Annotated in this window: 11 protein-coding genes; 8 read left to right on the top strand and 3 right to left on the bottom strand. The window is 28.5% G+C overall.

The features are described from left to right. Positions 1-47: 47 nt before the first annotated feature. From CHB63_RS09570 to tgt, 3 genes are read right to left on the bottom strand one after another with little or no spacing between them, the layout of a single operon-like run. The gene (locus CHB63_RS09570; RefSeq protein ID WP_089378247.1) at positions 48-926 is read right to left on the bottom strand and encodes a DMT family transporter; all 879 of its coding nucleotides are present in this window, start codon (positions 924-926) and stop codon (positions 48-50) included. Further along, entirely contained in the window at positions 913-2001 is a 1089-nt protein-coding gene (locus CHB63_RS09565; RefSeq protein WP_089378246.1) for an LptF/LptG family permease, read from the bottom strand. Before CHB63_RS09565 ends, CHB63_RS09570 begins: the two co-directional genes overlap by 14 nt. A 40-nt stretch (positions 2002-2041) precedes the next feature. Continuing rightward, a complete protein-coding gene (gene tgt / locus CHB63_RS09560) occupies positions 2042-3172 on the bottom strand; it encodes a tRNA guanosine(34) transglycosylase Tgt (RefSeq protein WP_089378245.1) in 1131 nt (376 codons plus the stop codon). A gap of 205 nt (positions 3173-3377) precedes the next feature. Between tgt and CHB63_RS09555 the strand changes: the two genes are divergently transcribed. From CHB63_RS09555 to CHB63_RS09520, 8 genes are all read left to right on the top strand, one after another. Then, complete coding sequence (locus CHB63_RS09555) at positions 3378-3791, top strand: response regulator (protein ID WP_089378244.1); 414 nt, start codon at positions 3378-3380, stop codon at positions 3789-3791. A 3-nt stretch (positions 3792-3794) separates the two neighbouring features. Then, positions 3795-4343 carry a heme NO-binding domain-containing protein gene (locus tag CHB63_RS09550; protein WP_089378243.1) on the top strand — a complete coding sequence of 183 codons (549 nt, stop codon included), beginning with the start codon at positions 3795-3797 and terminating at the stop codon, positions 4341-4343. Continuing rightward, on the top strand, positions 4333-6696 hold the full coding sequence (locus CHB63_RS09545) for a PAS domain-containing sensor histidine kinase (RefSeq protein ID WP_089378242.1): 2364 nt from the start codon (positions 4333-4335) through the stop codon (positions 6694-6696). Before CHB63_RS09550 ends, CHB63_RS09545 begins: the two co-directional genes overlap by 11 nt. Positions 6697-6700: 4 nt before the next feature. Then, a complete protein-coding gene (locus CHB63_RS09540) occupies positions 6701-7834 on the top strand; it encodes an FIST signal transduction protein (RefSeq protein ID WP_089378550.1) in 1134 nt (377 codons plus the stop codon). Then, positions 7834-8871, top strand: coding sequence for a sensor histidine kinase (locus CHB63_RS09535; protein ID WP_089378241.1), 1038 nt, complete (start codon positions 7834-7836; stop codon positions 8869-8871). The genes CHB63_RS09540 and CHB63_RS09535 overlap by 1 nt, the downstream gene beginning before the upstream one ends. A gap of 2 nt (positions 8872-8873) precedes the next feature. Then, positions 8874-9197 (top strand): Hpt domain-containing protein, encoded by a 324-nt coding sequence (locus tag CHB63_RS09530; RefSeq protein ID WP_089378240.1) that lies wholly within the window; start codon positions 8874-8876, stop codon positions 9195-9197. Positions 9198-9207: 10 nt separating this feature from the next. Continuing rightward, a complete protein-coding gene (locus tag CHB63_RS09525) occupies positions 9208-9912 on the top strand; it encodes a LytR/AlgR family response regulator transcription factor (protein ID WP_089378239.1) in 705 nt (234 codons plus the stop codon). A 115-nt stretch (positions 9913-10027) separates the two neighbouring features. Beyond that, positions 10028-13321, top strand: coding sequence for a T9SS type A sorting domain-containing protein (locus CHB63_RS09520; RefSeq protein ID WP_089378238.1), 3294 nt, complete (start codon positions 10028-10030; stop codon positions 13319-13321).

Below are 13321 nucleotides of genomic sequence, written 5' to 3'. Positions count from 1 at the left end.
TGGATGTAACTACAAATATAACAACTTCTGCAATTTTGATTGTTAAATTACAGCCTTTTTTTATTTTTTAATATTCCATTTATAATTACGGTTATAAATATAATCAATGCTCCAATATAAAATTGTGGGCTCATTTTTTCTTTTTCACCAAATATTATTACTGCTAAAACAATTCCATAAATAGGTTCTAGGTTAATAGTTAACATAACAGTATAGGGTGTTAAATGCTTCATTATTTTTACAGAAATAACAAAGGCATAGGCCGTACAAATACTGCTTAAAATTAATAAGTAAATTATATCAGACTTTGTTAAGTTAAAAATTTCAAAAGTGAATCCGGTAGTTGCTAAAATATAGATCGTAATAAATACAACACCAAACAAAAGTTGATAGAATGACAATACAGAAGCATCGTTATCTCTTATATATAATCCATTTAAAACGGTGAAAAGTGCCGATAAAAAAGCCGCTATTAGGGCATAAATTATACCAAGTGTATATTCACTTTCCACATTAAAAATAAGGTACAATCCAGAAACTACGATGAGTCCAAAAATGAGCTCCATTGGAATTAATTTTCTTTTAAAAAAGAAAGGTTCTATAAGTGATGTAAACAGAGCTCCTGTGCTCATTGAAACCAAAGCAACTGAAACATTTGAAACTTTAATTGCAGAGAAAAAGAAGATCCAGTGTGATGCAATTAAAATTCCACCAATTATAAACTTCACCATATTTTTTGGTGATATTTTTAAAGGTAATTTGGTAAATAATAAATATATAAAAACAAATAAGGTGGCGAGTAGCATTCTATACCAAACTAATGGTATGGCGTCTATGGTTATTAGCGCACCTAAAATAGCTGTAAATCCCCAAATAAAAACAAGTAAATGGAGATGGAGATAATTTTTTAATCTAGTTTTTGGCATTTTTTATATATAAGTAAATTGCCAATGCTCCAAAAAACATGTTTGGAAGCCAAACCATAACTAGTGAATTTGTCTCGGCGCCAGCACCTAAAACTTCAGCTATTTTTAAGAAAAACACGTATATAAACATTAGTGATATCCCAATTGCTAAATTAACTCCCATACCACCTCTACGCTTTTTTGCGGCTAAACAAACCGCAATAAATGTTAGTATGTATGTTGAAATAGGTAAGCTAGTTCTTTTGTAAAGCTCAACTAAATAAGTGTTTAAATTACTAATTCCTCGATCTTCAGCTTGATTTATAAATTCGATTAATTTAAATGAAGTCATTTCTTTTGCTAAACCGTCTACATTTACTAAGTCTTTTGGTGAGAAAGATAATAATGTATCTAATTTGATTCCGGATTCTATCGAATCACGATTATTTAAAATGTATCTTTTTTTATAAGTATTTAATCTAAAAACCGTGTCTTTTTCAATCCAACGTATATTTTCAGCCATTAATTTATACTTCAATTTGGTGCCTTCAAATTTTTCTAATGAAAATTTATGTCCATTATTTGATTTTGAATTATAACTTTTTAAATAAATATAATCGTTTGGACCCAACTGTAAGTTTATATTTGTTAAAACATCTTGGCTATAGTTCTTCTTTTTTAAATATTTTTTACTAAATTCATTAAATATTTTATTGCTATTTGGAACAAAAAAGTGATTCATTATTAAAGCCAATAATGTAACTAGAGTGGCACCAATAAAATATGGCTTTAAAAATCGTGTAAATGAAATTTTAGCAGAATGAATGGCAATTATTTCAGTGTTACCAGCTATTTTTGAAGTGAAAAATATAACTGCAATAAATAATGCCAATGGCATAAATGTATTTCCAAAGATTATTATAAAATTCACATAATAATCATTGATAATTTCACCAACAGAGAGATCCGAATGGCGTAAAAATTTATCAACTTTTTCAGAAACATCTATTGCAATTGCGATAGGTAATAATAAAATCAGTACCAAAGCAAAAGAGGATAAAAACTTTTTTAATATATACTTATCTAAAATTCTCAATTATAGTAATTTGATATTATTTAATAAATAAAAAAGAGGGTTATAATCTCTTATCCATTTGTTTTACCATTCTGTTTTTCCAATCTGTGAAATCTCCTGCTAATATATGCTTTCTTGCTTCGCGAACCAACCATAAATAAAATCCTAAATTATGGATTGAGGCTATTTGTTTTCCTAACAGTTCTTTTGAAATAAATAAATGCCTTAAATATGCTTTAGAATACATGGTATCTACAAATGTTATATCCATTTCATCAATAGCAGAAAAATCATTTTCCCATTTTTTATTTTTAATATTTATTGTTCCATTAGCAGTAAATAACATTCCATTTCGGGCATTACGTGTTGGCATTACACAATCAAACATATCTATACCCAACGCAATATTTTCTAAAATGTTTATTGGCGTACCAACTCCCATTAAATAACGAGGTTTATCTTCAGGTAAAATAGCTGTTACAACCTCAGTCATTTCATACATTTCCTCGGCAGGCTCACCTACTGAGAGTCCACCAATTGCATTTCCTTCAGCACCAACAGATGCAATATATTCTGCAGATTGTTTTCTTAAATCTTTATAAGTACTTCCTTGTACAATTGGAAAAAATGTTTGATTGTAGTCATATTTTAAAGGTGTTTTATCTAAATGTGTTATACAACGTTCTAACCACCTGTGTGTCATATGCATCGATCGTTTTGCATAACTATAATCACAAGGATATGGAGTGCATTCATCAAAAGCCATAATAATATCTGCTCCAATCGATCGTTGAATTTCCATCACATTTTCTGGAGTAAATGTATGATAAGAACCATCAATATGGCTTTTAAATTTCACCCCTTCTTCTTTAATTTTTCTTCTTTCAGAAAGTGAATAAACCTGATAACCACCGCTATCAGTTAAAATATTACTGTTCCAATTCATAAATTTATGCAAACCACCGGCTTGTTCTAAAATTTTAGTTTGTGGACGTAAATATAAATGGTAGGTATTTCCTAAAATTATATCAGGATTTATTTCGTCTTTTAATTCGGATTGATGTACCCCTTTTACTGTTCCAACAGTACCAACAGGCATAAATATTGGAGTTTCAATTGTACCGTGATCGGTTGTTATAACTCCTGCTCTAGCCTTGCTGTTAGGATCTTTAGTTTTTAGTTCAAATTGCATAGTCGGCAAAGATACAGAATCGGTTTTGTTTAAGAAAAAATATAATTAACTTCAGTAATTAGTTTAAATTTAATTTATTGTTTACCATTTAACGATACTTATCTACCATTCATCGATAGTTAATTAAGTTTTTAACGATATTTATGGTTTAAATACCAATTATTTCAGCATTTTTACATGTATTAATTAGAATTCACCATTTAAAATGAAAAAAAACTTAACAATTCTTCTTATAGAAGATGATATGATAGAAGTTATGAAATTGAACAGAACAATTTCGAAACTTGAATATCCACATAAAATTATTGAGGCTAAAAACGGCGAAGAAGCGTTGAGTATTCTATTTAAAAAAGATCGATTACCTGATATTATTTTATTAGATTTAAACATGCCAAAATTAAATGGGATAGAATTTTTGAGCATTCTTAAAAATGATAGCGAATTAAGGTATATACCAACTATTATTTTAACCACATCAAATAATCGTAAGGATGTTTTAGAGTGTTATAAAATTGGGGTTGCAGGATATGTAATAAAGCCTTTAAAATTTGGTGACTATGTTGAATTGATCAAAAGAGTTTTAGATTATTGGAGTTGTAACGAATTAATAAAAGGTTAAAAAATGAAAGGAATTGTATTTACGGAGTTTTTAGAAATGGTTGAAGAAACTTTTGGACTAGAAACAGTTGATTATATTATTTATAAATCAGAATTAAAATCAAAAGGGGTTTATACATCAATTGGAACATATGATTTTGGTGAAATGTTAAGTTTAATTTCAAATTTGAGTGAAAAAGTTAATGTCCCCGTGCAAGATTTAATTTATGCATATGGTTTATACTTTTTTAAAGTATTACATAGTAATCACCCAGATATTATTAAATATTACAAAACACCGATGGATTTATTAGAATCTATTGAGAATCATATTCATGTTGAAGTTAGAAAATTATATCCGGGAGCAGAACTACCAACTTTTAAAATTAAAAGGAAAGATAATGAATCATTAGAAATGATTTATTATTCGGATAGGGGGCTTTATATGTTTGCAAAAGCGTTAATTGAGAAAACTTTTGAACATTATGGTAAAAACTTTAATCTTACTCTTGAATTATTGAAAGAAGACGGAACCGAGGTTCGATTTTTAATTTCTGAACCAAATGGAAAATAGTAAAATTGAGATATTAGAAAGAGCACTAGAAAGGCAAAAGGCAGCAAGAAAGGCAGCTGAAAAAATTCTTGAAGAGAAATCTCGGGAACTTTATATGGTTTCTGAAGAATTAAAAGTTTCAAATGAAAAGCTAGAAGAATCTTTAAGTCAAAAAACGTCTGAATTAGAAGGTGTTTTCTTAAATATTATTGATGCCTATATAGTTATGGATATTATGGGTAATGTTTTAAGTATGAATGATGCTGCTGTTGAAATGCTAGGGTATGATGCAAGCAAAGAATCATTTAACTTAACTGCAATTGTTAAGGAAGAGTATTTAGAGTATACAGAAAAAGCGTTTAAAGACTTATATGAAAAAGGTTTTTATAAAAATTACCAAGCAATAATTAAAACCAAAAACAACGAAGAGAAACTAGTTCAGGTAAATTCAAGTATTATTTATAATAAAGAAGGAAAACCTATTGCCGCCCAAGGTATTTTAAGAGACATTACTCAGGAAAATATTTACAAAGAACTTATAGAGCAACAAAAGAAACAGTTAGATATAATTGTGGATCATTCACCAATTGGAATTTCTTTATCTAGAAAAGATGACATTGGTTTACTCATGGCAAATAATTCGTTGACCAAAATGTTTGGTTTTTCTCAGGAAGAATTTAAAAAAATAAAACTTCAAGATTTAACTTTTGATGACGATAAAGAAATTTCAGAAATTAAACGTAGTGAGTTGTATAATGATGAGATTGAATCTTATTCTTTAAATAAGAGGTATATAAAAAAAAGTGGAGAAATTGTTTGGGCAAAAACTTCTGTAACAGGTGTTAAGGATACTAATAATAAAGTGAAATTTCATGTTACAACCATTGAAGATATTACCAAAGAAAAGCGAGCTTTAGAAAAGTTAAAAGACTCTGAAAATAGATTGTCAACTTTAATTGTTCATCTTCAATCAGGAATTCTATTAGAAGATAACCACAAAAACATTCAAGTAGTAAATAAAAAGTTCAATTCGTTATTTGGCCAATGTGAAAATGACAATTCATTCCAAGGGTCAAAAGTTTCTTATTTTCATGAGAAAGTGAAACATTTATTCAAATATCCTGAACAATTTTTAGATATAAATAGCCTTGTAATGCAAAAAAATGATGAGGTTTATAAGCAAGAATTAGAACTTTTAGACGGCAGAGTTATTGAAAGAAACGGTATTCCAATTGTTCAGGATGGAGTTTATAAAGGATATTTATGGAGTTATTATGATATTACTATTGGCAAAAGATATGAGGAGAGTTTAGAAGCTCAAAAAGAAAAATACAGCAGTATAATTGCTAATATGAATTTAGGATTACTTGAAGTTGATAATAATGATGTGATTTTATTAGCAAACCAAAGTTTTTGTGATATAAGCGGATATTCATTGAACGAATTGGTTGGTAAAAAAGCAGCTGATTTAATTTTAACTGATGATAGTAAAGTAGTATTTGATTCAAAAATGAATAGGCGAGAAAGAGGTATTTCCGATTCCTATGAAGTAAAAGCAACATCTAAAAGTGGAGAAACACGGAATTGGCTTATAAGTGGCGCTCCAAATTACAATGTAAATGGAAAGTTAATAGGTTCTATAGGAATTCATTTAGATATCACTGAACAAAAAAATTTGGAAAAACAGAAAGAAGAATTATTAAATAGTTTAGAAAAACAAAATGAGCAATTAAATGAATATGCGCATATTGTATCTCACGATTTAAAATCGCCTTTAAGAAGTATTTCTGCGCTATTAAGTTGGACTAAAGAAGATTTTGCCGAAAAAATTGGAGAGGATAGTCTTATCAATTTAAACATGATGGAAGATAAGGTTGAAAAAATGGATAAATTAATTGGAGATATCTTAAATTATTCTAGCATTGAAGATCAAGGTATGAATAATAATGATGTGAATGTTAATGAGGTTGTTGAAAGAATTATTGATACCATATTTATTCCAAATCATATTAAAGTAGTTATTAAAAATAAGTTACCTATAATAAAGGCTGATTCAACCAGATTGCAACAACTTTTTCAAAATTTGATTAGTAATGCTATTAATTATATTGATAAAGAAAAAGGGTTGGTAGAGGTCGATTTTGAAGATGCTAAAGATTTTTATATTTTTTCCATAAAAGACAATGGAGTTGGAATTCCAAAAGAATACCATGAAAAAATATTTAAAATATTTAATACACTTGGTGATTATGAAAAATCAACAGGAATTGGTCTAAGTATTGTTAAAAAAGTTGTAGAATTATATAAAGGGGAGATTTGGTTAGAAAGTAAAGTAGGCGTTGGAACAACCTTCTTTTTTAGCATTAAGAAATAAAAGAATGAAGGTAGTACAAGCACAAAAAATAAATAATTTAGAATGGGAATTTTTATCAGAAAACATCCCATTAAATAACCCATTAGTATTAATTTTTGGGAATAGATTTTTATTAGAACAAAAAGAAGTAATAAATGATATTAGAAATCAATTTCCTTATGAAAACCTTGTTTTTGGATCAACTTCAGGAGAAATCATAGAGGGAAATGTACATGATAATTCAATTGTTGTAACTGCAATTGAGTTTGAGAAAAGTACTTTTGAAATTAAAAGAGCGAATATTTTAGATTTTGATAAGAACGCAAAACAGTTAGGTGAAAAATTAATAAGTGAACTGCCATCAAAAAACTTAAAACACGTTTTTGTTTTATCCGAAGGAAGTTTTGTAAATGGAAGCGCTTTAATTGAAGGCATTGAAACTTCTTTTAAAAATAATATTTCCTTAACTGGCGGAATGTGTGGTGATGATGCAAGGTTTGAAAAAACAGTTGCGTCTTTTAAAGAAGATCCTAAAGAAGGAGAAGTTATAATTATTGGGTTTTATGGAGCATGGTTAGAAATTTCGTTTTCCAGTGTTGGAGGTTGGAGTCCTTTTGGTCCTGAACGAATAATAACAAAATCTGAAGGAAATGTTTTATTTGAAATTGACAATTTACCAGCGTTAGATTTGTATTCAAAATATTTGGGTGATAAAGCTTCAGAACTTCCACAGGCATCTTTACTTTTTCCTTTAAATGTAACTCCAAAAGGAAAATCTAAACCCGTGGTAAGAACTATTTTATCAATAGATAAGGAAATTAATTCAATGACTTTAGCAGGAGATGTTCCAGAAGGTTCAAAAGTTCAACTAATGATGGCATCTGTTGATGCAATTGTTGGTGGTGCCTATGACGCCGCAAAATTAGCTATGGAACATCGAAAAAATGATCCACAATTGGCATTGTTGGTAAGTTGTATTGGACGTAAATTGGTTTTAGATCAAAGAGTTGAAGAAGAAATAGAAGAGGTAATTAATAGTATAGGAGATAAAACAAGTATAGCAGGTTTTTACTCTTATGGTGAAATGGCCCCTTTTTATGGAGCGCAAAATTGTGAATTGCACAATCAAACAATGACTTTAACCTTAATTAGTGAATAGTGAATTCGTTATTAATTAGACAATTAAAAAAACATCTACCAGCTGAATTAGCACAGGACGAAAATCTTAAAAACTTTTTTGAGGCTATTAATAATTCCTATAATAATTATGAAGATCAGCTAAATATGTCGCAAAGAGCAATGAGAATTAGCTCTGATGAACTTTTTGAAGCAAATTCGAAGCTTCGAGAGGATGCTGAAAATCAAAAGAAAATAATTAAAAGCCTTAATTACGTTGTAAGAGTTTTAAAGTTAAAGCCTTTCGATAATAATGATGAAATTATGCGAGCTGTTGATTTAACGAGCTTCATAGAAGAACAATCTAAAGAAATCTTAAGAGTAAATAAACAGCGAGAAGATTTATTAAAACATCTAGAAAATAAAAATGGGGAATTAAATAATTATGCACACATTGTTTCACACGATTTAAAATCTCCTTTGCGAAGCATAGATTCATTAATTAACTGGGTTTTAGAAGACGATAAAAATGTTGTTAATGATGAAAGTAAAAGCCATCTAGATTTAATATTGAAAAATGTTGAAAAAATGGATGCCCTAATTAGTGGGATTCTTAATTATTCTACCATTGATAAGGCTGAATTGGATAGATATGATGTTGATATTCATTACTTAGTAACAGAATTAAGTGAGATTTTATTTGTGCCAAAAAACGTAACCTTAACTATTAAAAATAATTTACCTGTAATAATAGGAGATAAATTTAGGCTCCAACAATTATTTCAAAATTTAATACAAAACGCAATAAAAAGTATTGAAAAAGAAAAAGGTTTTGTTGAGGTTGGTGCTGTTGAAAAAGAGAATTATTGGGAATTTTATGTAAAAGATAACGGAGAAGGAATTTCAGAACAATATTTCAATAAAATATTTAAAATTTTTGAGAAAATTGATGATAATCAGAATGCAACAGGTATTGGTTTAGCCATTGTAAAAAGAATTATTGATTTTTATGGAGGGAAAATTTGGCTTGAAAGTCAAGTTTCAAAAGGAACCACATTTTATTTTACAATTCCAAAATAATTATGATATACGAAAAACCTAATTTAAATTATTTAAAAGAAATTTCTGGAGGCGATTTAGAATTTGAAGAAAAGCTGCTTATAATTGTTAAAAAAGAACTTCCAGAAGAAATAAATAGCTATAAAAAATTTCTAAACGAAAATAATTTTAAACAAGCTGCAGAACTTGTGCATAAAATTAAACATAAAATTAGTATTTTAGGTCTCGAAAAGAGTTATCAGGTTGCAATAGATTATGAAGAAGAGTTAAAACAAGATAACTTAAATCTTAAATTAGAATTTGAAGAGATCTTAAATTCTATGATTTGTTTTATAAAAATGGTTTAAATTTTTTGGTATGAAAAGTATTATTATTGATGATGAAGAAATGGCAAGAGCTATTATCGATAAATTAAGTTCTAATAATAAAAATCTTAATTTAATTGAATCTTTTTCTAATGCAATTGAGGCCATTAAATATTTAAATCAAAATAGTGTAGATCTTATCTTTTTAGATATTCATATGCCAACATTTACAGGGTTCGATTTGTTGCAAACATTAAAAAATCCACCTAAAGTAATTCTAACCACTTCCGATAAAAACTTTGCAATTGAAGCTTTTGAATACGACTGTATTGTAGATTATTTAGTGAAGCCTGTTACACAAGAACGTTTTGATAAGGCAGTTCAAAAAGCAACTTTATTTTCTCAAACCAATAAAGTTGAGTCAAAACCAAAGGATACCGAAGTTATTAATGAACTGTATGTAAATATTGATAGAAGATTGGTTAAAATAAATTTTGCGACAATTAATTTAATTGAAGCAAAAGGTGATTATATTTTAATAAAAACAGATTCTAAAAATTATACGGTACATTCTACAATGAAAAAGATTGAAGAAAAATTACCTGATGATTTATTTTTAAAAGTACACAGATCGTTTATTATCAATACTACAAAAATTATTGATATTGAAGATAATAGTGTTCTTATAGGAAATAATGTTATTCCGGTTAGCCGATCCAATAGACCAGAATTAATGAAGCGTCTTAATTTACTGTAGTTTAATTCATTCATCTTTACATATCATCTCTTTACCGATAGTATTTTTGTAATCAGCGAAAATTCGTTTTATAATAAGTTTCTATACATATTTTTACATAGAAATTTATATAGATATGATTAAAAAATACTTTTTCATTTATTTTATTGCTTTAATACTGGTTATGCAAGTTGGTTTTTCACAAACTACTAGTATTGTTGAACAAACAAGTGGAGCATGGATATCAATTATGCAAGGTGATAATTTTGATCCAAATGATGATCAACAATCAAATGCAGATCAGGACTTTGTAGGTAATGAGAATTATGCATTGCTAGAGACCAAAAAAGAGACGATTACTTTTAGTGATGGAATTACAGATGATGTTTATTTTTTCAGAGTAAGAATGGCAGAAATGAATCCATTAACATCCTTTTATTTAGGAATTGATGTTTCTGGAGATATGATTGCCGATGTTTTTGTTGAAGCCAATTGGAAAAGCCAAACTCCCTATGTGTCTTTTCACCAAAGAGATTATTCAAAAACAGGACTTTCACCATCTCAAACGGCTTGGTTAAATGGGACAAAAAATGCTGAACTACAATTAACAAATAGAAATGCAGGAATATTTAACTATGCTGCAGGAACGGATATTGATGGAGCAGGTGCAGATTCCTGGTTAGAATTTGGTTTTACTGAAGAAAGTATTAAAGCATATGTTTTAAATACTTTTGGAATTGCTATAAATGGCGATTCTGCAATCGCTTTATATGGATTTACATCAACAAGTCAAACATCAAATGGTGATATTGGCGGTATTAATGATAAGGAACCTGGTGTTTTAGATAAAACGTGGGCAGAATTAGGGATTATTATTAACGGGACTTTAAATAATATTACATCTGGTGAAATTTTAAGACCAACAATAAATCAATTAACAACAGAAGATGCCACACCAACTCTTACAGGTACTTGGGGTGGAGAGATGTTAGGCGATGATAGTTTAACGGTTACCGTTAACGGATATACATATGGTTTAGAAAATGGCTTACTTATAGATAACACATCTTGGAGTTTATCAATTTTAGCTCCAGAATTTATTGAAGGAAGTTATGAGGTTGTAGCAACAACCAGTAGGTTATCCAATGGTCAATCTAAATCAGATGCTACAACTTTAGAAGTAGTCATTTTAGCTCCACCAACTACTACAGTTACTTCTGCAAATGATGGAGGATTAGAGAGTAATGGAGACTTGGCAAACCTTATTGCTAGAAGAAATTTTAATAGAATAAGAACTAACAATCAACTAAATAAAAAGCAAAAACAATCTAAATTTTCGAAAAAAGGAATTCAAAGTAAATCAAGTGAAAGTGGTATTAACTTGGCTGCTTTATTCCCTGAAACTGGATTCAATACTACAGAAACTGCGCATATATCTACAGCTGAAGATTTATTAAATGTTACAAATGCAATACAAATTTTTGGAGTTGATTATTATCTAGGTAATACAGAAAACAGAGTTGCCGCTGTTTTGGCAACTGAAACAACAAGCAAAGTTTATGATCATTCAAAAGTTATTTGTGATAGATTAAATAGTTCATCTTTAATTGATGCCACAGTTTCTATGGTTAAAGAACATCAAGTAATTATGCTTCAAATAGAGCGTGATAATGGATTGATAGAATATGCTTTAAATTTTTCGATAGAACTTTTAATTGATGAAAATAAATTACGTAGTTACTGGAGTATTGAACAATATCCAGCAGGCGATTATATGAATTTCCAAATTTGGGGAAGCACCAAAGATCAGGTACATTTTATTGCCGATAAAATTATTACAAATATAGAGTCTTCTACAATTGTAAATTTAACTAGCGATACTATAATGGATGAAAATAGAGTTCCTTCTGTTTTTGTAAAAAAAGGATCATATAAAAATGGAAAGTTATATTTAAATATAAAAAATAAATCAAATGATGGTTCTTTTTACTTTGAAGGTAATAAAAGAAGTACAGAAAAGTCTAATTCTGAGTATTTATCGCAAAACATAAAATTATCCGGTAATAGTGAGGAATTAATAATTCTAGAAACAGGAAACTTATTTGATATTGGATTTTCTATAAAAGGTGAAAACTCTATGCAAACCGATGCTATTTATTTGGCGGATGGGCCTTGGGGAATTGATTATTTAGCAGATCAAGCCAATACTATTAAATTTGACGTTCAGCAAAGAGCTGTTGAAGTAAATGCTACTAAATATGAAATTGAAAGAAAATCTTCTGTAAAAGGTAATGTTAAAGGTGTAGTAAATTTATTTAGAAATATTATTGCTGGTAATTTGGCTTTTGAAGCAGCGGAATTTGGGGTTTTGGAGTTTAGTACTATAAATAATTTGCCTATTGAGGTGGTTATAGTTACTGAGGATTTAACAGATTGGAATAATAGATTAAGATTTCAAATAGAACCAAATGAATCCGAAAAAGAATATAAGATAGCATTTAAGAATTTTAAAAATGGAAATGGTAAACCTGAAAAAATCACTAAAATAGTTGGTGTTGTATTTTCGGTAATAGGTGATTTTAACCAATTTAAGGCCTTTAATTTAGAAATAGGTAAGCTTTCTTTTCTTCAAGATTCAGATCAAGATGGTATTTTAGATGAATTTGATAATTGTATGAATACTCCATATGGTGCAGATATTAATACCTCAGGTTGTTTTAATTTACCTTCAGATAATTTTAATATTACTGCATTTGGAGAAACTTGTCCAAATATAAAAAATGGACAATTAATAATTTCAGCTAATAAAAATTATAATTACGAAACTACCATTAACGGAGTGAAATATAATTTTTCAACTGAAGATATTACGATTTCCGATTTATCTCCAGGTGTATATAATTTTTGTATTAATGTTTTAGGTGATTTTGATCCAAATGAAAAGGTTAGTAATTGCTTCTCTATTGAAATATTAAATGGAAATGTTTTAGCAGGTAAAGCGAGTATGAATTCTGGTAAAGTTTCTATTGATATTGAGGAAGGAACAGCACCATATAATGTGTTTGTAAATGGGATTAGTATTTTAAAAACACTATCAACTTCATTTGCTTTAGATGTTAATTCTGGTGATGAGGTTATAGTTAAATCGGATGTGATTTGTGAAGGTGTTTTTTCAAAAATAATAGAAACAACAGATTTATTTACTACATATCCTAATCCGACTAATGGGATGTTTCAAATTTCAATGCCTTCTTTACAAAAAGAAGTAACTATTGAAATGTATAATATGAATGGACAGTTAATTTCTAAACAGAATTATTCAAATGTTTATGGAACCATTCAATTAAATTTAGATGATAAACCAAAAGGAGTTTATTTGGCTAAGTTGAATTTAGATAAGCCAGTTGTTCTTAAAATTGTAAAACAATAA

The sequence above is a fragment of the Lutibacter flavus genome (assembly GCF_900188355.1).
GTDB lineage: Bacteria > Bacteroidota > Bacteroidia > Flavobacteriales > Flavobacteriaceae > Lutibacter > Lutibacter flavus.
This window is presented reverse-complemented; position numbering and strand designations above follow the sequence as displayed.

Coding starts and splice junctions, on each gene's coding strand:
- CHB63_RS09570 (WP_089378247.1), bottom strand. CDS start 926: ATGCCAAAAACTAGATTAAAAAATTATCTCCATCTCCATTTACTTGTT.
- tgt (WP_089378245.1), bottom strand. CDS start 3,172: ATGCAATTTGAACTAAAAACTAAAGATCCTAACAGCAAGGCTAGAGCA.
- CHB63_RS09555 (WP_089378244.1), top strand. CDS start 3,378: ATGAAAAAAAACTTAACAATTCTTCTTATAGAAGATGATATGATAGAA.
- CHB63_RS09550 (WP_089378243.1), top strand. CDS start 3,795: ATGAAAGGAATTGTATTTACGGAGTTTTTAGAAATGGTTGAAGAAACT.
- CHB63_RS09545 (WP_089378242.1), top strand. CDS start 4,333: ATGGAAAATAGTAAAATTGAGATATTAGAAAGAGCACTAGAAAGGCAA.
- CHB63_RS09540 (WP_089378550.1), top strand. CDS start 6,701: ATGAAGGTAGTACAAGCACAAAAAATAAATAATTTAGAATGGGAATTT.
- CHB63_RS09530 (WP_089378240.1), top strand. CDS start 8,874: ATGATATACGAAAAACCTAATTTAAATTATTTAAAAGAAATTTCTGGA.
- CHB63_RS09525 (WP_089378239.1), top strand. CDS start 9,208: ATGAAAAGTATTATTATTGATGATGAAGAAATGGCAAGAGCTATTATC.
- CHB63_RS09520 (WP_089378238.1), top strand. CDS start 10,028: ATGATTAAAAAATACTTTTTCATTTATTTTATTGCTTTAATACTGGTT.